This window comes from Paucilactobacillus vaccinostercus DSM 20634 (assembly GCF_001436295.1).
GTDB lineage: Bacteria > Bacillota > Bacilli > Lactobacillales > Lactobacillaceae > Paucilactobacillus > Paucilactobacillus vaccinostercus.
In genome coordinates, this window is record NZ_AYYY01000011.1 from 68,980 (window position 1) to 90,877 (window position 21,898).

Genomic DNA, 21,898 nt, shown 5'->3' on the forward strand with positions numbered 1-21,898 from the left:
GAGCGAAAAACTTTGCTTTTTTCCTGAATGCGTGTATTATGTTGTCAGTATTAAGAAAAGGGGCTCTGTATGAAAAGAAATGCGTGGCAAAATGACGAGGAATATGTCTTAATTGTTGAAGACTTACTTCGTCAACCAGCTGTTCAAAAACTATCACAGTATACTCAACATCATCATTCAAACCGCCTGGACCATTCAATTGCAGTTTCGTTTGACAGCTATGAGCTGGCTAAAAAATTACATTTGGATTATCGCAGTGTTGCACGTGCTGGGTTATTGCATGACTTATTTTATTACGACTGGAGAACTACCAAGTTCAACTTAGGGTCGCATGCATTTATTCATCCCCGAGTTGCACTACGAAATGCTGAAAAAATTACACCGTTGAATGATATGGAAAAAGACATTATTTTGAAGCATATGTTTGGCGCTACTTTGGCGTTACCAAAGTACAAAGAAAGTTTACTTGTTTCTTTGGTAGATGACTACGAAGCTGAACATGAGTTTTTCTCACCACTTCGTCAACGCTTTGACGGATGGTATCAACGAATCAAGCTTAGAGCTAATGTTTAACTATCTGTTTACCAGGGGAGGTGGACTTGATGGCAGTAACAGAATCAGTTGCTAATTTTACACTTTGTCCTAAATTTGAAAAAACTTTTTCAATTTTGGGTAAAAAGTGGAATGGCCTCATTATCGAGGTACTATTGAACGAAGGCACCGTTCGTTTTAAGGATTTGGTTGCAAGTATTTCTAAATGCAGTGATCGTGTCCTTGTTGAACGTCTAAAAGAGTTAGAACATTGTGGGATTGTCACACGTAATACACATCCTGATTCAAGCCGGGTGGACTATTCGTTAACTCAGAAAGGCCGCGAATTGGGACCGGTAATGGATGCCGCACATCAGTGGGGAGATAAATGGTTTGGTGAAAATTAAGCTTGACCATTGCCCCGATGTTCACTAGAATAGTATTCGTATGTTATAAAGACATTGATGGAAACTAGTAGATGATGACGCATTATTAGGGAGCTACCACCCTGGACTGAAAGTGGTAGTTAGTGGGTCATATTGAATTTCACTTCCGAAGTCGGCACATTGTGTCCGGTTAATAACCGTTAAAAATTACTTGAGTGTGTGGATTTACCACAAACTAGGGTGGTACCGCGAAGCTTCGTCCCTTTTTTAGGGCGGGGCTTTTTTATTTTGTAAATAAAAGGAGAAAATAATGGGATTACGCGAAAAATTAGATGAGCTACGTCAGCAAGGTCTTAAAGATGTCGATAGTAGTCAAGATTTAGATCGAATTAACGATATCCGAGTTAAATTACTTGGCAAAAAGGGTCCGATTAAGGAAGCACTTCGGGGCATGCGTGATTTAAGTGCTGAAGAGCGGCCTAAGATTGGTCAATTTGCTAATGAGATCCGGGATGATTTGACACGGGCCATTGAAAGTAAACGTGCCGAACTGGAACAAGCTAAAATTAATGCACAACTAGCCAAAGAAACGATTGATGTAACGCTTCCGGGGAGCGCTGTCTCTCAAGGACAACCACATGTGATTCAACAAATCATTGATCAGTTGGTGGACCTGTTTATTGGCATGGGGTATGAAGTGGCTGTTGGGGATGAAGTAGAAGAAGATCATTATAATTTTGAGATGCTCAACTTGCCAAAAGATCATCCAGCGCGCGATATGCAAGATACGTTCTATGTAACACCAGAAGTTTTGATGCGAACTCAAACGTCTCCAATGCAAGCACGAATGATGGAAAAACATGACTTCAGCAAGGGACCTTTGAAGATGATCTCACCAGGTAAGGTTTATCGTCGTGATACTGACGATGCTACACATAGCCATCAATTTCACCAAGTTGAAGGAATGGTTATTGGCAAGCATATTACGATGACTGACTTGAAGGGAACACTTGAAGTCGTTGCGCAAGAATTATTCGGCGATGAACTCAAAGTACGTCTTCGTCCAAGTTATTTCCCGTTCACAGAGCCATCAGTGGAAGCGGACATTACTTGTTTTAACTGCTTAGGAAAAGGTTGCTCGATTTGTAAGAACACCGGCTGGATTGAAGTTTTAGGTGCAGGAATGACGCATCCAAACGTCTTAAGAATGGCTGGAGTTGATCCAGACGTATACGGTGGTTTTGCATTTGGGTTGGGGCCTGACCGCTTTGCAATGCTTAAATACGGAGTTGAAGACATTCGTGATTTTTATCAAAACGATGTTCGTTTCCTCACGCAGTTCGACCAGAAAGGATAAATAGTCAATTATGAAAGTTTCATACCAATGGTTACAAGAGTATTTGGATATTGATGTTAAGCCTGCGGACTTAGCTGAAAAAATTGCCCGAACATCTGTCGATATTAATGATGTTTATTCACCCAGCGATGGATTAAAGAAATTGGTGGTCGGTTATGTTGAAAGTACAACACCACATCCTGATTCCGATCATCTAACACTGTGTCAAGTTAACACTGGTGAGGATACCGTACAGATCGTGTGTGGAGCACCTAATGTTGTGGCCGGTAAGAAGGTTATTGTTGCACTGCCAGGCGCCAGAATTGGCAACAACATCAAGATTAAACGAAGCAAGATGCGTGGTGAATTATCTGAAGGAATGCTCTGCGCACTTCAAGAAATTGGCTTCAGTGAGAATATTGCACCAAAAGCCTACGATGAAGGGATTTGGTTCTTGCCAGATGACGCTAAGCCCGGCGAATCCGTCTTCCCATATCTTGGAATGGATGACACTATTATCGATACCGATATCACCCCTAATCGCGGTGACATGTTTAGTATGTTGGGAAATGTGAACGATATTGCGGCCTTCTATGACCTTAAGTCCCATTTTAAGGTTCAAAAGGTTAATGAAAATAGTTCACAGTTAACCTCAGATTTGGTGGCTGTCAACATCGCTGATACACAACTTGCACCAACGTACAAGATGCGGGTGATTCAAGATATTCAAGTCAAGGAGAGCCCACTGTGGCTTCAAATCCGGCTTTGGAATGCAGGAATTCGTCCAATTAGTAATGTTGTGGATGTTACCAATTACATCCTGTTGAAATATGGACAACCACTACACAGCTTTGACTATGCTAAATTACCCGCAAAACAAATTGGCGTTCGTTTTGCAAAGCATGAGGAACCATTTGTGACGTTGGATGAAGACGAACGTCAACTCGATTCACAGGATATTGTTGTGACTGCTGGTGACAAACCTGTTGCTTTGGCTGGAACAATGGGCGGCCTTGAAACGGCTATTTCTAACGATACAACGAGTGTTGCCTTAGAGGCTGCCATCTTCGATCCAATTTTGGTACGTAAACAGGCACGTCGTCATGACTTGCATAGCGAGTCATCAACTCGGTTTGAACGTGGCGTTAATCCAGAAACAGTTGAAACGGCGTTGAATGAAGCTGCCCAAATGATTGCCGAACTTGGTGGTGGTGCGGTCACAAAGGGAATTGTTACTGGAAGTGAACGTGATCTTATTACACCCACTATCGTGCTCTCGCTTTCTCGAATTAATCATGTACTGGGAACGACGTTATACGTAGAAGAGGTTGTTGATATTTTTGATCGCCTTGGTTTTACAACTGCAATTGATGGTGAACAGATTACAGTAACCGTACCAGCACGGCGTTGGGACGTTAACATTGAAGCCGATTTGTTGGAAGAAATTGCTCGTATTTATGGTTACGACAATCTACCATCAACGCTCCCTGAACAAAGTAGTAATATTGGGGCGCTTACGGAACGACAACAGTTGATTCGAACTAGTCGTCACGTCCTCGAAGGATTAGGCCTCAATCAAGCGATTAGCTATTCTTTAACGACCACGGAAAAGGCAACACAGTTCCAAGTTGAGCCCCATAGTAATCCCATGCAGCTAGATTATCCGATGAGTCAAGACCATGTTGCTGCCCGGATGAGCTTAATTAGCGGGTTGTTAACGGATGTTGCATATAATGTAGCTCGTAAGCAAAAAGATGTGCAATTGTATGAACAGGGCCGAATCTTCGTGACCCATCCAGATCAAAAACGGCCTGAAGAACAGGAACATCTTGCTGGTGTCCTAACCGGTGAGCTTTTGACTGATAATTGGCATCAGACTGAGCACCACGTTGATTTTTATGATGCCAAAGGAATTGTAGAACGCTATCTGACCAATATGGCGTTGCAACAAAAAATATCGTTTGTTGCCAATCATGAACGCAAGGAAATGCATCCTGGCCGCACTGCGGATATTTATATTGGTGAAACCCTGGCCGGCTTTATTGGACAGATTCATCCACAAGTTGCCAAGGATTATAAGATCCCTGAAACCTATGTCTTTGAGCTGAATCTTGAATTAATTTTGGCAGCGGCAAAGAAGTCTCGCCATTACCAACTGATTAGCAAGTATCCCGCAATTAGTCGTGACATTGCACTACTTCTTGATGAAGGAACAACTAATGATGAAATTTTAGCCGCTATTAATAAAAAAGGTGGCGCTCATTTGGTTAACGTTCATCTGTTCGATGTCTATGAAGGCGCCCATTTGCCTGCAAATAAAAAATCCCTTGCCTATACATTGACGTATCAAGACAGCCAAGGAACCTTGACTGAAGATCAAGTTAATGAATCTTTCGACAAAGTAGTTGATTATCTAACCGATCAATTTAATGTTGAGATTCGCTAATTTAACTAAGCAGCGTTTACGCTGCTTTTTGCGTTTAAATTTAATTTAAAAGTTTAAATTTAACGTTCAGTGTCGCTATTGTGAAAAACTTTAGTATAATGGACGGGATTATAAAAATAGGGTGGTAAGCTAATGAATCAGCAACAGCATAGTCATAAGAAAAAATATTGGTGGGCAGCAGCTATCGTGGTTATTCTACTAATTTGCGGGTTAATAGGGACGAAAGTTTATATTAATTCGGCCATGAAACCTGTTAATTCGGCAAAGAACACACAGATTCAAGTGAAAATTCCGTTGGGTGCTTCAAATAAGAAGATTGGGACAATTCTACAAGATAAAAAATTAATCAAGAGTTCGTGGGTTTTCGATTATTACATCAAAACACACAACAAAACATCATTTAACGCAGGATACTATGTTCTGAAACCATCGATGAATCTTGCTACAGTAGTTAATAAGCTCGAAAAGGGTGGGAGCTCCACACCGTTAATTGGCCAGAAAGGTAAAGTTCTGGTTCAAGAGGGGCAGACCATTGACCAAATTGCCAAAACTGTTCAAAAGCAAACAAAATTTTCTGCTAAACAGTTCTTGGCACTTATGAAAGATGAAAATTATCTAGACCAGTTGGCCAAACAGTATCCACAATTGTTAAGTTCAACAATGACGGCCAAGGACGTTCGGTACCGTTTAGAAGGTTATCTCTATCCGGCCACATATGATGTATCAAACCTGAAAAATTTGAAGACATTGGTTAATGAAATGGTTGCAGCAGAAAATACGCAGCTAAAGCCTTATTTTAATACGATGACTAAAAAACATTTAAGTGTTCAGGAAGTGTTAACGTTGGCTTCGCTAGTTGAACGCGAGGGTGTTACAAGTAAAGACCGCGGAAAAATTGCGGGCGTTTTCTTCAACCGACTCGATAAAAATATGCCAATTCAATCCGATATTTCGGTGATGTACGCCTTAAATACACACAAGAAAAATTTAACGTATAAGGATTTAAAGGTTGATTCTCCTTATAACTTATATACTAATAAAGGTTATGGACCTGGACCATTTAATAGTCCCAGTCTGCAATCTGTTCAAGCGGTATTAAATCCAACTCAACGCAGTAAAGGATATTTGTATTTTGTAGCAAATACAAAAACGGGGAAGGTTTATTACTCAAAAACGTATGCACAGCACCAAAAAATTACCAGTAAGTTAGCAAAGGATAATCAATAACGAGAGGAATATAAACTGTGAGTGAAACTAAAAAGCGGCCCCTTATTATTGGGGTGACGGGTGGTTCTGGTAGCGGTAAAACGACTGTTAGTCAAGCTATTTATGATGAGTTGGCTGGAAAGTCAATTATGATTATTGCGCAAGACACATATTATAATGATCAGGCCCAAATGACTATGGCGCAACGTAAAGCGGTGAATTATGATCATCCACTGGCGTTCGATACTGATTTGTTAATTAGTGATTTGAAAAAGTTATTGAATAATGAGTCGATTGAAATGCCCGTGTATAGTTATTCTGAATTTACGCGTTCGAACAAGACGGTACGTACTGAGCCACGTGATGTGATTATTTTAGAGGGAATTTTAATTCTTGATGATCCACGGCTACGTGACTTGCTAGATATTAAGGTGTTTGTTGATACGGACGATGATATTCGAATCATTCGACGCATTCAACGAGATATGGTGGAGCGGGGCCGTTCACTTCAGTCAGTAATTGATCAGTATTTAACAACGGTCAAACCAATGTATCATCAGTTTATTGAACCAACTAAAAGGTATGCCGATATTATTGTGCCAGAGGGTGGCGAAAATACAGTTGCAATTGACCTGCTAACGACAAAAGTTCGTGATATTTTAGCCCATCACGGAAAATAGTTTCATTGCGGTTTTGGTTTACAAGCAACCAGTAACATGGTAATGTTTTGGTTGTATTAATTTAATGTAGGGGTGACAAAATGTCAGACGAAAAAACATACCCAATGACACTTGAGGGTAAGCAAAAACTGGAAGATGAATTAGAAGAATTAAAGACAAAAACGCGTGCCGAAGTTATTGAACGGATCAAGATTGCACGTAGCTATGGTGACTTGTCTGAAAACTCAGAATATGAATCAGCTAAGGATGAACAAGCATTCGTGGAAGGCCGAATCAGTACTATTGAAACAATGCTACACAACGCCGAGATAATTGATAGTGAAGCAGTTGCTACAGATGAGGTTTCGTTGGGCCGCACGGTTACCTTTAAGGAGCTTCCTGATGAAGAACCTGAAACATATACCATTGTGGGTCAGTCTGAATCAGATCCATTAACCGGCAAGATTTCTAATGAATCACCAATCGCTGTCGGCTTATTAGGCCATAAGGTTAATGATGAAGTTTCAATTCAAATTCCGAACGGTAGTATGACCGTTAAGATTTTATCAGTTGAATAGTTAAAGGATCGTTTTTAAGTCGTAACATATTATTTGTGCTACGGCTTTTTAATTTGCATAACGTTTGAAGTTACATTAAAATGAAAGTAAGCGGATACAATTGAGCTAAAGGGAGAGAAAGTCAATGCAAATTTCAGTTACAGATCGTGCTAGTCAGTGGTTTCAGGATGAAATGGGATTGCAGCATGGAATGGGTGTCAGATTTTTTGGTAAGGTCTACGGCAAAACACCAGTTCATGATGGCTTTTCGATTGGCATGTCACGTGATGATCATCCGATTGATCCGATCGTTGATACGGAAAAGGATGGAATTCATTACTTCGTTGCAGAATTGGATGAATGGTTCTTTAAAGGATTTGACTTGACGATTGAATATGATCCTAAAACGGATGGCCCGATATACGAATATCAACAAAATAATGAATTGGAATAGGACTAAGACTAATAAAGACGACGTAACCGTTAAATGGTTACGTCGTCTTCTATAATATCGATCATTATTTTAGGTGCTTTTGCCGCCAAACTAGTTTGTATAAGAGTGTACCACCAATTGAGATACCGGAAATAAGTAACCCTAAGATGAAGAATGGTGGGTGATAACTGATGACAACTTTATGGTGCCCTTTTGAAATTTTTGCTGCTAAGAATGTACCAAGTACTTTACGCGTTTGAACTTGCTTGCCATCAACAGAGATATGCCATCCTTTGGAGTATGGGATAGTTGTCATCAAATCTTGATGATTCTTTTTAACGTTGATTGTCCCAGTAATTTTAGTATTTGAATGTGCGGTGATGTTTAAAGGCGAAGATTTAAGCGTCTTGTTCAAACGATCAAAGTGACTTTGATTTAATTTATAAAGACTAATGTTTTGAAGCCATAAACTTTGTTGTTTAAGCTTGAAGGTAATTGTGACGGGTTGTCCTTTTTGCTTGGAAGCAACGTTGATGACAACCGTATTTCGAAATGTTGGATATTGTGTGAGCTTTTTACCATTTAGGTAGTAAGAGGCTGCATTATCCGTTAAATTAGCCCCAAAAGTAAGGTAGTAGGATTCATTTGTCTTAGGGACAAATGTTAAAGTAACGGAGGCTGGTTTTAAGAGACTTTGTTTCGTGAAGATGGTACCAGTGATTTTAGTTGATGATTGAACGTTTTGGAAGGTTACGTGATCAAAGTTTTGAACCGAGAATAATGATGAACTAGAGGTATCATCGGCTAACGTTTGATAAATTTCAGACTGCCAAGCAACCGGATCCTTGGTTGTAGACTTAAGTGTATTAATTTTGTCAGATGCGGCAAATGCTAGTGATAGTGCTCGTTTGTTTTTGTATGTCTTAGTGAGCGTATCTTCGCTCGTTAGCGTTTGTCGATTGAGATCAGGTTTATTTGAAGTAGTTGGAAGAATTGATGACGTTTCTCGTTGTCCAATAATCGAGGTAGTCGGACGTGCATCCATAAAGTATTGCATTCCTAATAATGAATCAGTGACTTGAGTGCCATTGGTGTAAGCAACAAAACCGTCACCATCGGGTTCGCCAATGGATCCCATAAAACTAGGAATACTTGGTTCGAGAGTTGACCCAAAATGTGACCCACCATTATAGTCAGCTTGCATCGTATCGTCCTTAGTTCTCATAAACGTTTTGCCAATTCTGTAAAAGCCGGAATCTGACTTTTTGATCTTATTGACGGTCTTATCGAGCTGAGTTGTGTAGTCGCCAAAATCAGACTGACTCACGTAACTAATATTGTTAAGCGAAATATATGCATTTGTGGCCACTTCGAAAATGGCAAGCATGCAAAAGAGTAGGTCGTATAGGACTGGAGAGTAGAATCTGGGAATACAGAGCCATACCAAACCAACGCAACAAAAACCAATACTGATTAATAATTGACTATCATCGATGTATGAAAACGAACTTAAATTTAATTTCAAGTAGGCATGCAGCCCGATAATGATAACGACTAGCGGTACAATTTTTTTCCAACCAATTCTAAAATTAGGGGTCAGAACATGTGCGGCAAGCCATAAGATCCAGAATGAAAATAAAAATGAAAACCGGTATGGGTACCAAACTGGAAACTGACCAGCATGCCAAAGAAGGTCCAAGGGTTGAACGCAGAATGAAAAAATGAAGAAAACGGTAATTGCGACAGAAACTAGCCGTAACCTTAAGTGATAGCGACGATCAATGAAGAATAGAAGAAAAGCCATCACCATTAACATTCCTACGAAAAAATTAGGTTGACCACTTGGCATTTGTTTAAAGTTAAATGATCCGGTAATTAACTTTCCCAACATTTTAAAGGGAAAATATTCGAATTTCCAGCTAATTTTGGTTTCAGTGTAAGTTCCCTTACTTTGCAATAATGCATAAAATGTTGGTAGTAGAAGGATACAGGCAAATAGCCCGGATAAAATCGAACTACCAATGTATTTTAAAAACCGTCGACAACTAATTCGAAATCCCAATGATTGCTTTGTGAGTTGCCAGAGCATAAACAGAATTGTAAAGATTGCAACCATCCAAGCCATATAGTAATTAACAATCAATAGTGCTGAAAACCAAATGATGTAGACCCAAGGCTTGTTTTCATCAACCAACTTGATTAGACCCCAGATAATGGGTGGTAGTAGGTATAGAACATCTAACCAGATAACGTTGAGCTGGTTGGCAATCATCCATCCCATTAGAGCGTATGCTGTTGAGAAGGCAAGAACGCGAATACCTGACTGTAACTTAGTTTTTTGTAGGAGCCAGCCAAAACTTAAACCGGCAAGCCCGTACTTGATCAATAGGATGATCAAAACGCCGATGGATAGTGTTTTACCAGGAAATGCTAAGATGATTAAGTTTAAGGGACTCATCAAATAATATGAAAAAATTCCAATCATATCACCGCCCAAATCCTTAGAGAAAGAGTAGAAGAACGTTTCTGGGTGGTGAAGCAAGGTTGATCTGAAATACGAATAAAAGTCGATATATTGTTGTCCGAGGTCAACCGTTAGAATGCTACTAGAGCCGAAGGGGGCCATAGAACGGTATGCAAAATAGCTTCCCATTAGAATAACTGGTAGTAAAAAGGCTAAAAATAAAATACTATGTGTTCGATTAAATCTTCTAAAAAAATGCAATTCTCTCAACCTCAAATCAAAAAATTTACTGAAATAGTTAAAATTACGCAAAATCGCTGTTTCTTTGTTTGCACTTCGTATAGAATAACATATGACATCGAAAAAATAAGTTCGAAGTTAGTTCATTTTATGAAGTTTTGGTAAAATGGAAGTGGTGCAAGATGCACAACGGTTAGTCGCTGTGTATACATAACGTTTAAGGAGCATTAGGTCACTTGAAATTATCGACGCGTATCAAAAACAGATTTAAGTCACGATCCAGTAAGAAAACAGTTCAATCACAGATTCCGTTTCGACTGAATTTTTTGCTTTGGACAGTTGGCGTTTTACTACTAGTACTCGCAATTCGGTTGTTCTATCTTCAGGTACTGAATGGAGATGCCTACAAGGCAGAGGTTAACCGATCTGATACGAGTGTTGAAACCAATAGTGTCCAGCGTGGGATGATTTATGACTCAACAGGGAAAGTATTGGTTGGTAATGAAGCGCATCAAGCCATTACCTACACGAAGAGTGAATCTGCTACGGCAACAGAAATTTATAAAACTGCTAATACACTGGGCAAGTATTTGACTGTCTCAACATCCAAGTTGACAACTCGAAATAAGCAAGACTACTTCCTGGCTAGTGAGGCTAACGTAAAAAAAGTATTGGCCCAGATTCCAGGAAGCAGTAAATTATCTGATTCTGCTAAAGCTGATAAAGAATTAGCCTATTTGGATAAACATCCGAGCTTCTATAAATTAAGTGCCAGTCAAAAGAACAAAGCGATGATTTACGCAGAAATGAGTGGTGCTTACTCACTTTCAACGATTTACCTTAAGGAAAGTGGGGTTACTAGTGCTGAAGTAGCTCAGGTTGGTGAACATCTAAACGAAATGTCGGGTGTTAAAGTTGGTACGAGTTGGTCACGTAATTATCCACAAGGAAAATCAATTCAGTCATTAACTGGGACCGTGTCGACCCAAAAGACCGGCTTACCAAGTGACAAGGTTAATACACTTCTTGCCGAAGGCTATTCCAGAAATGATAGTGTTGGACAAAGCTATTTGGAAGAAGAATATCAATCTACGTTGGCTGGGTCTAAGTCACAAACGGAAGTTTCTTCCGGCAGTGGATCAAGTCAGATTACTAAAGCAGTGACTAAATATGCTGGTAAAAAAGGTGATAACCTTGTGTTGACGATTAATGCGAAGTTCCAAAACAAGGTTCAAAAGATCCTTAAGTCCACGTATAAGTCGTCAGGAGTCATTGGTAATTCTACTGGTGCATATGCGGTCGTTATGAATCCCAATACTGGTGCAATCTATGCCATGGCCGGAGTTGATCGTAATATCAATACTGGTAAGGTTACTGATGACCAAATTGGATCGATTAACCATCCAATCGTTATGGGGTCGGTTGTTAAAGGTGCCACTGTCATGGGGGCATTGATGGACGGCGTTATTACACCAAATAGTAATACACTGAATGACCAACCAATCAAGGTTGCTGGAACGGCAAGTAAGAGTTCGTGGTGGAATAGAACCGGATCGGTTCCTATTACAGCCGAAGAAGCGCTAGAAGTATCATCTAACTCGTATATGATGCAACTTGCGATGAAGGAAGCTGGTACAAAGTATGTGGCAGGGAGTTCACTTAACATGCCAACTAGCATCTTCACGAAGCTGCGAGGATACTTTAACCAGTTTGGCCTTGGCGTTAAAACGGGGATTGATTTACCAGGTGAAACTACCGGATATACTGGTTCTACCAGTGTTATTGGGAAGGCACTTGATTTATCGTATGGGAACTACGATAGTTACACTGTTATGCAGTTAGCACAGTATGCTTCTACGATTGCTAATGGTGGTTACCGGATGAAACCCTATGTAGTTTCACAGGTTCGGGGGACAAATAGTGATGGCTCTCTTGGGAAAGTTGAGTCCACGACCCAACCAACCGTGCTGAATGCTATTGATGCTACAAAATCAGAGTTTGATGTTGTCCGTAAAGGGATGTATATGGTTGTTCATGGATCCAGTCCATATAAGACAGGTAGTAAGCTAGAAGATCTTTCACCAGCTGTTGCTGCTAAGACTGGGACGGCCGAAACATTTGCTGGAACAACTTCGACGTTGACGCATAGCTTGATCATGTTTGGCCCATACAAAGATCCACAGGTGGTTATTGCCTTGGCAATTCCAGGTGCATCCACAAGCAGTAGCTCTGTGAATGTTCAGATGGGGCATGACATTTATAAGGCATATTGGAAGACAGTTCAATCATCCAGTGGCTATTAAAATAACATGTCAAGGAAATTTACTTAACAAAGTTAGAGAAATTACTAGTCAAAATAATCATTTAATGATATAGTAATACGAGTTAGGGTTCCACCCGATTAAAAAAAGTTTGGAGGTTTCAGCCATGCGCGTACACATTACTTTAGAATGTACTGAATGCCATGAACGGAATTACTTATCAAGTAAGAACCGTCGTAACAATCCCGACCGCATTGAATTAAAGAAATATTGCCCACGGGATCATAAAGTTACGTTACATCGTGAAACAAAGTAGTTCTGTATGATGTCTTAATGACAAAGTATAACAAGAGGCTGGTGACAAATTATTTTGTTCCAGTCTTTTTTGTATCCGTAAAGCAATCACATTTTTTGATTGCGTAAACCGGTGGTATAGTTACAATGAGATTCAGGAATGCATGTAGTAGATTGCATTCATAAATTTGAAGGTGGTGGAGCACAATATTAAATTGGAAAAATTTACGCGATCAGGCTTTTTGTACCCAAGCAATCGTCTTGATTCAAGTGATTATTTTTATTCTCATGACATTAGCTGGTGGATCGACAAATACTCAAGTTTTAGTTAACTTTGGTGCGAAGGTTACTACCTATATTCAAATGGGACAGTGGTGGCGACTTATTACACCAGTATTTTTACACATTGGGTTAATGCACCTAGTAGTTAACTCGGTGACAGTTTATTATATTGGAACACAAATTGAAAATATGTTTGGTCATTCAAGATTTTTAGCAATTTACTTTGTGAGTGCACTGACGGGAAATTTGGCAAGTTTCGTATTCCTACCTGATGCTCTTTCTGCAGGCGCTAGTACGGCCATTTTTGGTCTGTTTGGAGCCTTCCTGATGTTAGGAGAATCATTTCACCATAATCCCTATATTCGTCTGTTAAGTCGACAATTTTTGATATTTGTTGGAATTAATTTAGTATTTGACCTATTTATGTCCGGAGTCGACATATATGGTCATTTAGGTGGACTAGTTGGTGGTTTTTTGATGGGATATGTAGTTGGAACACCACAAATTGGCAAAATCAACTTGATAAAGCGTTTTCTAAGTGGCATCATATTGCTTGTAGTAGTTGTTTTGTTTTATCAAATGGGTATGAAAATAATCTAAAGGTGGGTAATTGAAATGAAAACGTTATACGATGTGCAACAATTACTCAAGCGGTTCGGTGTCTACGTTTATGTTGGAAAGCGAAAGTGGGATATTGAATTAACAGCGCTGGAACTTGATAACCTGTTTAAATCCGGAGTCATTGAGCGTGACGATTATTTAAAAGCAAAAGTGGTTTTACGCCATGAACACCATTTGGAAGAGCAATCTGAAGCAAAGAATGGTCTCAAGGAGGACGAACAATGAGTAGTAAAAAATTAATCGGTGTTGATCTTGGTGGGACAACTGTTAAATTTGCCATTTTGACCCTCGACGGTGATGTGCAACAAAAATGGGCATTTAGAACAAATATTTTGGATGAAGGGCAGCATATTATTCCAGAAATTGTCGATTCCATCAATCATCATATTGATTTGTATAAAATGTCTCGAGACCAGTTTGTTGGAATAGGAATTGGAACTCCAGGGACTGTCGACTTGAAAAACGGAACCGTAACAGGGGCTTTTAATTTAAATTGGAAAAAGCCACAAGCACTGATTGAACAGTTAGAGACTGGAACTGGACTCAAAGCCGCACTTGATAATGACGCCAACGTTGCTGCTTTGGGTGAACGTTGGAAGGGTGCTGGCAACAACGGTGATGAAGTCGCATTCATTACATTAGGCACAGGCGTTGGTGGTGGTATCATCACTAATGGCGAAATGGTTCACGGGATCCATGGTGCTGGTGGTGAAATTGGGCATATGATCGTGGAACCAGAGGGGTACCTCTGTACCTGCGGAAACCGCGGCTGCTTAGAGCAGTATGCATCTGCAACTGGAGTTGTACATTTGGCAACGGATGCTGCTGAAGAATATGCTGGCGATAGCAAGTTAAAGGCAATGGTAGATGATGGTCAGGAGATTACTTCAAAAATTGTGTTCGATTTGGCTGAAAAAGAAGACGATTATTTGGCAAATGAAGTTGTGGACCGTGTTGCACATTATCTAGGGCTTGCGAGCGCTAATATTAGCAATATTTTGAACCCTGAATTTGTAGTGATCGGCGGTGGTGTTTCGGCAGCTGGAGAATTTTTGCTCTCACGTGTTAATGCTGCATTTCAGCAATTTGCCTTTGCGACCGTACGCGATTCAACAACACTCAAATTAGCCGAGTTGGGTAATGATGCAGGGGTTATCGGTGCCGCATCACTAGCAAAACGATTTATGTAGTGTAATTTAATATTTGGAGGAATTAGAATTGGTAGTTGGAGTTAGTAATGCGTTGATTACGATTGATGTAATCTTATTTGCAATAATCATTATTTGGATTGTAACAACGGTGGTACAGTCGTTTAGACGTAAGAAGTATTCGACCGTGCTGGAAGAAGAAGCGTTTACGGAAGGCATGCGGAAAGCACAAGTGATCGATTTACGCGAAAAAAATGATTTTGATAAGGGACACATCTTGGGTGCTCGAAGCGTACCATATAGCATGTTAAAACAGCGATATGCAGAAATTAGAAAAGATCTACCAGTTTATTTGTATGATCAGGGGATGTCGATGAGTACACGTGCAGCTGCTTCATTAGGCAAGCAGGGGTATCAGGATATTTATATTCTAAAAAATGGTTATGCTCGTTGGACAGGAAAAACTAAGGCGAAAAAATATTAAAAAATAGGGGCTGAGATATATTGCTTATCTCAGCCCCTAATATGTTGACTATTTATTATGTGCAGAACGGCCTTTTCGAACGGCGGCCTTACGATTTTCCTCAAATCGTGTTTCTTCTTCTTCAATTGGTTTCACAACGCGTTTATGGAAAGTAAAGACACCACCCAACACGGCGCCAACTGTGGCAGCCGTTCCAATGACAAATCCTTTTGCAAATTGTTTCATATTGGTCCCTCCAATCATGTTACTTACATTATGCAAGAATTGGTCTCTTTTTACCAGTGATTCAGATAAAGGAGTTGAGTAAATTGACTAAAATAATTGCAATCGTTGGCCCAACGGCTGTCGGGAAGACAGCTTTATCAATTAAATTGGCGCAACATTTTGATGGCGAAATCATTTCTGGTGACTCAATGCAGGTTTACCGACATCTTGATATTGGAACTGCCAAAATTAGGCCCGATGAGATGCAAGGAATTCCCCACCATATGATTAATATTCGTGATATTACGGAGCGCTTTTCTGCTGCCGAATTTCAAAAAATAGCTACCACACAAATTAAAGAAATTGCATCACGAGGAAAGCTGCCAATTATTGTGGGCGGAACTGGATTTTATCTCCAAGCATTAATAGAAAATTTGAGTTTAGGTGACGACCAATTTGATGAGCGATCAATGGAGATTAGAGCTCAATGGCAGCAGTTCGCAAAAATACATGAGCCTCAGGAAGTCTGGCAAAGGCTCAAAGAATTAGATCCTAAAGCTGCTCAGCAAATTGCACCGAATAATGTACGCCGATTAATTAGGGCCTTAGAAGTGATTGAGAAAACGGGACATCCATTCTCGGAACAGCGGAATACACCCTCTGAGTTTGAAACATTACTTATTGGACTAACAACTGATCGCCCACTTTTGTATGACCGAATTAACGCACGGGTAGATTTGATGATGGCGAATGGCCTAGAAGAGGAAGCACGGTGGCTCTTTGAGCATCAAGGACGCGAACTACAGGCTGGCAAAGGAATTGGATATCATGAATTATTTGACTATTTTGAAAGCCAATGTAGTCTCGATTCGGCGGTTGAGAAAATTAAATTAGATTCACGCCACTATGCTAAACGACAATTAACATGGTTTCGTAACAAAATGGATGTAATCTGGTTTGATCTAGTCACGGGCCAACACTCGGTTTCGGAAATTAAGAAAAAAGTAGCAAATTGGTTATAAAATTAATACTTTTCGTTTATGTTATAAAACATAACATGAGCCGTTGACTTTTAGTTTTATCACTGTTATGATCTTATCGTAGTAAGGAAGGAGGGATCATTTTGAAGGAGAAAGAGCTTAGACGTTCGCTTGCAGTTCTGCCGATGGGGACGGTTATGAAACTCACCAGTCTTACTGCTCGTCAGATTCGTTATTATGAAACACAAGAGCTTGTTAAACCACAACGAAGCGATGGTAATCGACGTTTATATTCATTAAACGACGTTGATCGATTACTTGAGATCAAGGATTACCTTGATGAAGGATTGAACATGGCTGGTATTCGTGAGATTTTCAGTCAAAAACAAGTGGAATCTGAGAAGCGTAAGGAAGAACAGCGAAAGTCGCTCACTGACGATGATGTTCGTAAAATTCTTCATGATGAGATCCTCCGTGCGGGTGGTTTGCAGGGGATGTCCTCTCAACCAACTTCACCTTTACAAAAACCATTTTAGCGTTTTGGGTATAAGAAAGGATAGGTATTTGTATGGCCAAGCATGTATATACTGATGATGAGGTTCGACAGTTAATTAAGGATGAAAATGTACGATTTTTGAGATTGATGTTCACTGATTTATTTGGCACAATCAAAAATGTGGAGATTCCAATTAGTCAATTAGATAAGTTATTGGCTCATAAAATTATGTTTGATGGCTCATCAATTGATGGCTTCGTGCGGATTGAAGAAAGTGACATGTATCTTTACCCAGATATGTCAACATGGTTAGTATTCCCATGGGGTGCAGAACATGGAAAGGTTGCTCGTGTTATCTGTGAAGTTTACACTGCAGACCGTAAACCATTTGCGGGAGATCCTCGTAACAACTTGATTCGTGTCTTAGGTGATATGAAGAAGGCTGGCTTCACTGACTTCAATATTGGCCCTGAACCTGAATTCTTCCTGTTTAAGATGGATGAAAACGGCAAACCAACGACTAAACTTAATGATCAGGGAAGTTATTTCGACATGGCACCCATGGACTTAGGTGAAAATTGTCGACGTGATATTGTTTTAGAGCTTGAAAAGATGGGCTTTGAAATTGAAGCAGCACATCACGAAGTTGCACCAGGGCAACATGAAGTTGACTTTAAGTATGCAAATGCTTTGGAAGCGGCTGACAATATCCAAACATTTAAATTAGTGGTTAAGACAGTTGCTCGTAAGTACGGATTGTTCGCCACATTTATGCCTAAACCACTTTCTGGAATTAACGGATCCGGTATGCACATTAATATGTCGCTATTTAACGGTCAAGGGAATGCTTTCTACGATGAAAGCGGTGATCTATCCTTATCTGATACTGCGTACAACTTCTTGGGTGGCCTTTTGAAGCATGCTCGTAATTTCACGGCTGTTACAAATCCAATTGTTAACTCATACAAACGCTTGGTTCCTGGTTTTGAAGCGCCTGTTTATGTTGCTTGGTCAGGTTCTAACCGTTCACCACTTATCCGTGTACCAAATTCACGTGGCGTTTCAACGCGTCTTGAATTACGTTCAGTTGATCCTTCTGCTAACCCATATTTGGCAATTGCTGCGGTATTGGAAGCTGGGCTGGATGGGATTAAGAATGACTTAACGCCTAGTGATAGTGTTGATCGTAATATCTATCGAATGGACGAAAGTGAACGTGAAGACAATAACATCGTTAGCTTACCAAGTACCTTACACAATGCGCTTAAGTATTTGGCCACTGATGACGTTGTCCGTGATGCAATGGGCACTCATCTTTACAAGAGTTTCTTTGAAGCTAAGACACTTGAATATGATGCATATCGTCAACAAGTTGCCGATTGGGAACGTGAACAATACATGGAAATGTATTAATTAAAAATTAAATCGATCGTTTTTTAAGTCCAAGGTTTTCAAAATCTTGGGCTTTTTATATTGATCAGTTTAATTTGTTAAAAAAAATCAATGATCGCGGCGCGAATACTTTAAAGTCGCGCGAAAATTCGGTAAGATAGACCTATGAAACCGATTGATGGGGAGAATGATTATGACGAATATTGTAGATCAAGATGATCATAAAAGTGCCAGTAGCGTAATTGATGAACAAATTTCGCTAAAGATTACATATTTACAAAAATTGCAGCAAGCGGTTGCCGATCATGATGATCGACAAGTTTTTGCTTTATTAGACAACCAACGTTACACTTCGGCTGTACTACATCGTGAGAATCAAGAAAATAATATTAGCGTAGTAAACCTTGTTGATAATTTATCCGATGAGCTTAGTAATTTCTTAAGTGAAAATCTAATTAAGTATTTAGGCAAGGCCTACCCATTCTTTTACTACGAAGAATTCCAACATGGCCATTTTAAAATTTATTTTGGTAACTGGTGGGATCGACGCGAATTTGGTGAATTAGATGTTCTTAATATTCGCTTCGTGTTTGATCAGACTGAATATCAAAAACTAACGGATTCATTTGAATTAGCGAAGGAAAACAAACGCTACAATAGCGGTAAGATTGAGGCGGTCTCAAAAGAAAACGACTATTTGCAAGGATTAATTGACAATCAAAAGGAGCGAGAAGCTCAGAAGGCTCAACTACAAGATCAATTAAAAGAAGTAACATCACGTTCGGGGATGCCATGGGAATCAGGCAAGCAAAAAGAAGCCCGGCAAGATCTAATTGATCAGCTTAGCACGTTGGAAGATCAGGATCAGCAGGCTCGTGATGCATTGAAAACGATTAAAGATAATGAATCTCGTGTTCTAGCTTTATCAAAAGAGAACACTATTTTAAGTTATGAACAGAAAAGTATTTTAGATACATTTGGTAGCTTTGCCGATTTTGAAGCCGCAAATCGAAACCTCTATGCAGACTATCTCGATACTTTGAGTAATGAAAAGCAGGTGGCTGATCGTGACTAATGAAGAGCAAGCATTAACAACGACTTCACAGCTGCATGATTTTAGTGCGAATGTGAAACAGGGCTTATTGAGGGGACGTAAGTATATTCAGTTAATCGATCAGCTAGTCGATACTGACGATTACGAGACACTTCTTGATGCAGCAACGCAGTTAACAGTGATGGATGTGAATTCGGAATATGTTCAGTTTCCACATCAGTACCAACCACGGGACTATTACTTGTTATTCATGGGGAGATTGCTTGAAATGCATGATAATAAGTCGTTAGTCGTTCAACTTAACCAACGAACTGGTGAATTGAGTGCTTCTTTGTCTCCAATCCTAGGGCAAGCCAAATTTTTATTCGACCTTGAACGGAGCGAAAATGGTGGGGCGTTCTTTGTTGAAACAATCACGAAGCAAAAACTATGCTACATTAACTTAGAGCGCCGTATGTTGCGTTTTAATAATCGAGCCTTAATAAACCTGTTTGTTATCGAACTAGCTCAGAATCAAGATGTTGCAGCTGAAACACTGGAACAGGCCGTATATCCGTTAATCGCATTTACCCACTACCTAAAACAAGATTTTGGGTTTAGTGTTGATTTTGGCATCCTAGATGCCGCCAACGGAACAGATTACTATCTCGAACAGGATGGTCTACAACTAACGGTTATTGATCGACTGTTTGTTAAAACTGCGGAAACGGATTACATGTTGGTTAATTTGGTTAACCGTGTTGGTGCCAAACTACAACTGGAACATAACATCTCATTAGAATTAGGTGTTGCTCCAGGTTCAGGGGACTCGCAACACTGGTCGTTCCGAGTGGATGATGACAGAGAGGCGGTATCATTGTTTGATTTGTTAATTAGATATCCACTGATTCAGACCTGGTACCTAAACAACCGAGAGGCGTTAGAAGTTAAATCTGATCCACTTATATTTGCGAATTAATTTAGGAGAGTTTATTTAAATGTTAGATATTACAAAGTTACTGCAGTATTCAATTCGATTGGATCGTGAAATTGCTGAAGATCGTGAAATTGTGATGTCGGCAAAAAAGAGCTTAGAAAATGTTTTTGTATCACTAGATGTTGAGTTAGCTGAAATTGCGAACACTTCCGAGTGGTTTAAGGTTTGGAAAACGCATCGAGGCAAAAGTGATCCCGATAAAACACCTCGGGAGACGTTATTAACTGAGTATGTGGATGCGCTCGATTTCTTTTTGTTGTTGAGTGCTAAATTAAAATGGACTCACTTGATTGTTTTAGATCGAGAGGGCATTGAGAAGCTAAAAAATGGTCGCCCAACGGAACTCAACAAGGAATATTTAGCAATTAAGCATATGCTGTATAACAGTTATTTTGAAAACCGCCAAGAAGATTTTCGACATGCCTGGCGCCTATTTTTGAAATTAGCATTTGTTGAATTCGGCTTCTCAGAGTCAGATATTATGTCGGCTTATTTCGAAAAATATCAAATTAATGAAGATCGACAGGCTAACGACTACTAAAAACTTTGATATAATAGTGTTTGTTAATTTTGAACAGCTTAAATAAATATTTGATTATCTTTTTCATATCAAAAAGTAATGACATGTAAGTGTGATTACTTTTTTTATTAGGCCTAAATCCGATATACTTTATGTAAGACATATTATTGGGGAAGTGAGGAAATGCGGCGAAAAATTGTGAAATTTTTTAAAACTGATGGTTTTATTTATCTCATTTATGTTTACATCATTGCGTTAATTGGCGCTTCAATTACGTTTGCAATATCAGAAAAAGTCCATTTAGCAACTGCTTTTTGGTGGGGAATCGTGACAACAACTACCGTTGGATATGGGGATATCTCACCACACACGACGGTTGGTAAAATCGCTGCAGTCGTCTTAATGTTTATTGGGATTAGTTTTATTGGAATGTTGACTAGCGCCATTACGACGTATTTTGGTAGCAGTAATTTGGATCAAAGTGAACATGAAATACTTAGCAAAATGGAGGAATTGCGAACTGAAAATGAGCAGCTTACCCAAAAGATTGACACACTGACACAAATGATTCAAAAAGATCATGAAAACAAATCTGAGACTTAAATTCAAAAAAGTTACGAATTACTAAAGATTTAGGTTAGTTGACGGCAACATCTTGCAAATTATTACAATTATATTACCATTGTAATATAAGGTAAAAATTGCAAGGAGGGATTGTTTATGGTTCCATTTTTGGTAATCGTGTTAGTTCTATTATTTGCTGCTGGGTGGCAGTTTTATTCAAATAATCTCAAAAAGCAACAGAATGGCAAGCATTTTGCAGATCAAACATATCGAGATGCAAAATAACTTTTTAACAAATTTAACCAGAAGTAAGCACCCAATAACAGACCGGCAAAATTAATTGAGCCATCACCTCGAATTTTGA

Annotated in this window: 24 protein-coding genes; 22 read left to right on the plus strand and 2 right to left on the minus strand. The window is 39.5% G+C overall.

Translation table 11 applies throughout. The features are described from left to right. Positions 1-69 precede the first annotated feature (69 nt). The 8 genes from FC26_RS03440 to FC26_RS03475 all read left to right on the plus strand — a co-directional run bounded on the left by FC26_RS03440 (position 70) and on the right by FC26_RS03475 (position 7,575). Entirely contained in the window at positions 70-573 is a 504-nt protein-coding gene (locus FC26_RS03440) for an HD domain-containing protein (RefSeq protein ID WP_057777818.1), read from the plus strand. A 29-nt stretch (positions 574-602) separates the two neighbouring features. After that, on the plus strand, positions 603-938 hold the full coding sequence (locus FC26_RS03445; protein WP_057777819.1) for a winged helix-turn-helix transcriptional regulator: 336 nt from the start codon (positions 603-605) through the stop codon (positions 936-938). A 289-nt stretch (positions 939-1,227) separates the two neighbouring features. Continuing rightward, positions 1,228-2,274: a phenylalanine--tRNA ligase subunit alpha gene (gene pheS, locus FC26_RS03450; protein WP_057777820.1), complete on the plus strand. Its 1,047-nt coding sequence runs from the start codon at positions 1,228-1,230 to the stop codon at positions 2,272-2,274. Positions 2,275-2,284: 10 nt separating this feature from the next. Next, the gene (gene pheT / locus FC26_RS03455; protein WP_057777821.1) at positions 2,285-4,699 is read left to right on the plus strand and encodes a phenylalanine--tRNA ligase subunit beta; all 2,415 of its coding nucleotides are present in this window, start codon (positions 2,285-2,287) and stop codon (positions 4,697-4,699) included. Positions 4,700-4,831: 132 nt separating this feature from the next. Further along, on the plus strand, positions 4,832-5,926 hold the full coding sequence (gene mltG / locus FC26_RS03460) for an endolytic transglycosylase MltG (protein WP_057777822.1): 1,095 nt from the start codon (positions 4,832-4,834) through the stop codon (positions 5,924-5,926). Between the two features lie 17 nt (positions 5,927-5,943). Next, positions 5,944-6,585 carry a uridine kinase gene (udk, locus tag FC26_RS03465; RefSeq protein ID WP_057777823.1) on the plus strand — a complete coding sequence of 214 codons (642 nt, stop codon included), beginning with the start codon at positions 5,944-5,946 and terminating at the stop codon, positions 6,583-6,585. Between the two features lie 80 nt (positions 6,586-6,665). Then, positions 6,666-7,142 (plus strand): transcription elongation factor GreA, encoded by a 477-nt coding sequence (greA, locus tag FC26_RS03470; RefSeq protein WP_057777824.1) that lies wholly within the window; start codon positions 6,666-6,668, stop codon positions 7,140-7,142. 124 nt (positions 7,143-7,266) lie between these two features. Beyond that, on the plus strand, positions 7,267-7,575 hold the full coding sequence (locus FC26_RS03475) for a HesB/YadR/YfhF family protein (protein WP_057777825.1): 309 nt from the start codon (positions 7,267-7,269) through the stop codon (positions 7,573-7,575). 64 nt (positions 7,576-7,639) lie between these two features. Here FC26_RS03475 and FC26_RS03480 read toward each other — a convergent pair whose 3' ends face one another. Beyond that, positions 7,640-10,279 carry a YfhO family protein gene (locus FC26_RS03480; protein ID WP_057777827.1) on the minus strand — a complete coding sequence of 880 codons (2,640 nt, stop codon included), beginning with the start codon at positions 10,277-10,279 and terminating at the stop codon, positions 7,640-7,642. Between the two features lie 215 nt (positions 10,280-10,494). On the opposite strand from FC26_RS03480, the gene FC26_RS03485 reads away from it, so the two are divergent. From FC26_RS03485 to FC26_RS03505, 6 genes are all read left to right on the plus strand, one after another. Then, positions 10,495-12,561 carry a peptidoglycan D,D-transpeptidase FtsI family protein gene (locus FC26_RS03485; RefSeq protein WP_057777828.1) on the plus strand — a complete coding sequence of 689 codons (2,067 nt, stop codon included), beginning with the start codon at positions 10,495-10,497 and terminating at the stop codon, positions 12,559-12,561. Positions 12,562-12,685: 124 nt separating this feature from the next. Next, on the plus strand, positions 12,686-12,835 hold the full coding sequence (gene rpmG / locus FC26_RS12450) for a 50S ribosomal protein L33 (protein WP_076625554.1): 150 nt from the start codon (positions 12,686-12,688) through the stop codon (positions 12,833-12,835). Positions 12,836-13,101: 266 nt separating this feature from the next. Continuing rightward, on the plus strand, positions 13,102-13,695 hold the full coding sequence (locus FC26_RS03490; protein WP_157061027.1) for a rhomboid family intramembrane serine protease: 594 nt from the start codon (positions 13,102-13,104) through the stop codon (positions 13,693-13,695). 15 nt (positions 13,696-13,710) lie between these two features. Then, positions 13,711-13,941 (plus strand): YqgQ family protein, encoded by a 231-nt coding sequence (locus FC26_RS03495; protein WP_057777831.1) that lies wholly within the window; start codon positions 13,711-13,713, stop codon positions 13,939-13,941. Next, positions 13,938-14,906, plus strand: a complete 969-nt coding sequence (locus tag FC26_RS03500) for an ROK family glucokinase (RefSeq protein WP_057777833.1) — start codon at positions 13,938-13,940, stop codon at positions 14,904-14,906. The genes FC26_RS03495 and FC26_RS03500 overlap by 4 nt, the downstream gene beginning before the upstream one ends. A gap of 28 nt (positions 14,907-14,934) precedes the next feature. Further along, complete coding sequence (locus FC26_RS03505; RefSeq protein WP_057777836.1) at positions 14,935-15,348, plus strand: rhodanese-like domain-containing protein; 414 nt, start codon at positions 14,935-14,937, stop codon at positions 15,346-15,348. A gap of 48 nt (positions 15,349-15,396) precedes the next feature. On the opposite strand, the gene FC26_RS12455 is transcribed toward FC26_RS03505, so the two are convergent. Next, positions 15,397-15,573: a DUF3042 family protein gene (locus FC26_RS12455; RefSeq protein WP_083483737.1), complete on the minus strand. Its 177-nt coding sequence runs from the start codon at positions 15,571-15,573 to the stop codon at positions 15,397-15,399. Positions 15,574-15,656: 83 nt separating this feature from the next. On the opposite strand from FC26_RS12455, the gene miaA reads away from it, so the two are divergent. From miaA to FC26_RS13140, 8 genes are all read left to right on the plus strand, one after another. Next, positions 15,657-16,574 carry a tRNA (adenosine(37)-N6)-dimethylallyltransferase MiaA gene (miaA, locus tag FC26_RS03510; RefSeq protein WP_057777838.1) on the plus strand — a complete coding sequence of 306 codons (918 nt, stop codon included), beginning with the start codon at positions 15,657-15,659 and terminating at the stop codon, positions 16,572-16,574. Between the two features lie 101 nt (positions 16,575-16,675). Further along, positions 16,676-17,068, plus strand: coding sequence for a MerR family transcriptional regulator (locus FC26_RS03515; RefSeq protein WP_057777840.1), 393 nt, complete (start codon positions 16,676-16,678; stop codon positions 17,066-17,068). A gap of 32 nt (positions 17,069-17,100) precedes the next feature. Then, positions 17,101-18,441: a type I glutamate--ammonia ligase gene (gene glnA / locus FC26_RS03520; RefSeq protein ID WP_057777842.1), complete on the plus strand. Its 1,341-nt coding sequence runs from the start codon at positions 17,101-17,103 to the stop codon at positions 18,439-18,441. 172 nt (positions 18,442-18,613) lie between these two features. Then, on the plus strand, positions 18,614-19,495 hold the full coding sequence (locus FC26_RS03525) for an exonuclease SbcC (RefSeq protein WP_420835218.1): 882 nt from the start codon (positions 18,614-18,616) through the stop codon (positions 19,493-19,495). Then, positions 19,488-20,432, plus strand: coding sequence for a hypothetical protein (locus tag FC26_RS03530; protein ID WP_057777846.1), 945 nt, complete (start codon positions 19,488-19,490; stop codon positions 20,430-20,432). Before FC26_RS03525 ends, FC26_RS03530 begins: the two co-directional genes overlap by 8 nt. Before the next feature lie 19 nt (positions 20,433-20,451). Further along, the gene (locus tag FC26_RS03535) at positions 20,452-20,991 is read left to right on the plus strand and encodes a dUTPase (protein ID WP_057777848.1); all 540 of its coding nucleotides are present in this window, start codon (positions 20,452-20,454) and stop codon (positions 20,989-20,991) included. Positions 20,992-21,153: 162 nt separating this feature from the next. After that, on the plus strand, positions 21,154-21,573 hold the full coding sequence (locus FC26_RS03540) for an ion channel (protein WP_057777850.1): 420 nt from the start codon (positions 21,154-21,156) through the stop codon (positions 21,571-21,573). Positions 21,574-21,690: 117 nt separating this feature from the next. Then, positions 21,691-21,819: a hypothetical protein gene (locus tag FC26_RS13140; protein WP_268872647.1), complete on the plus strand. Its 129-nt coding sequence runs from the start codon at positions 21,691-21,693 to the stop codon at positions 21,817-21,819. Positions 21,820-21,898 lie beyond the last annotated feature (79 nt).

Bases quoted from the DNA above. Each gene is read 5' to 3' on its own strand.
- FC26_RS03490 (WP_157061027.1), top strand. From the start codon at position 13,102: ATGACATTAGCTGGTGGATCGACAAATACTCAAGTTTTAGTTAACTTT.
- FC26_RS03500 (WP_057777833.1), top strand. From the start codon at position 13,938: ATGAGTAGTAAAAAATTAATCGGTGTTGATCTTGGTGGGACAACTGTT.
- FC26_RS03440 (WP_057777818.1), top strand. From the start codon at position 70: ATGAAAAGAAATGCGTGGCAAAATGACGAGGAATATGTCTTAATTGTT.
- FC26_RS03495 (WP_057777831.1), top strand. From the start codon at position 13,711: ATGAAAACGTTATACGATGTGCAACAATTACTCAAGCGGTTCGGTGTC.
- glnA (WP_057777842.1), top strand. From the start codon at position 17,101: ATGGCCAAGCATGTATATACTGATGATGAGGTTCGACAGTTAATTAAG.
- greA (WP_057777824.1), top strand. From the start codon at position 6,666: ATGTCAGACGAAAAAACATACCCAATGACACTTGAGGGTAAGCAAAAA.
- FC26_RS12455 (WP_083483737.1), bottom strand. From the start codon at position 15,573: ATGAAACAATTTGCAAAAGGATTTGTCATTGGAACGGCTGCCACAGTT.
- pheS (WP_057777820.1), top strand. From the start codon at position 1,228: ATGGGATTACGCGAAAAATTAGATGAGCTACGTCAGCAAGGTCTTAAA.
- FC26_RS03535 (WP_057777848.1), top strand. From the start codon at position 20,452: ATGTTAGATATTACAAAGTTACTGCAGTATTCAATTCGATTGGATCGT.
- rpmG (WP_076625554.1), top strand. From the start codon at position 12,686: ATGCGCGTACACATTACTTTAGAATGTACTGAATGCCATGAACGGAAT.
- pheT (WP_057777821.1), top strand. From the start codon at position 2,285: ATGAAAGTTTCATACCAATGGTTACAAGAGTATTTGGATATTGATGTT.
- FC26_RS03540 (WP_057777850.1), top strand. From the start codon at position 21,154: ATGCGGCGAAAAATTGTGAAATTTTTTAAAACTGATGGTTTTATTTAT.
- FC26_RS03445 (WP_057777819.1), top strand. From the start codon at position 603: ATGGCAGTAACAGAATCAGTTGCTAATTTTACACTTTGTCCTAAATTT.
- FC26_RS03525 (WP_420835218.1), top strand. From the start codon at position 18,614: ATGACGAATATTGTAGATCAAGATGATCATAAAAGTGCCAGTAGCGTA.
- FC26_RS13140 (WP_268872647.1), top strand. From the start codon at position 21,691: ATGGTTCCATTTTTGGTAATCGTGTTAGTTCTATTATTTGCTGCTGGG.
- FC26_RS03475 (WP_057777825.1), top strand. From the start codon at position 7,267: ATGCAAATTTCAGTTACAGATCGTGCTAGTCAGTGGTTTCAGGATGAA.
- mltG (WP_057777822.1), top strand. From the start codon at position 4,832: ATGAATCAGCAACAGCATAGTCATAAGAAAAAATATTGGTGGGCAGCA.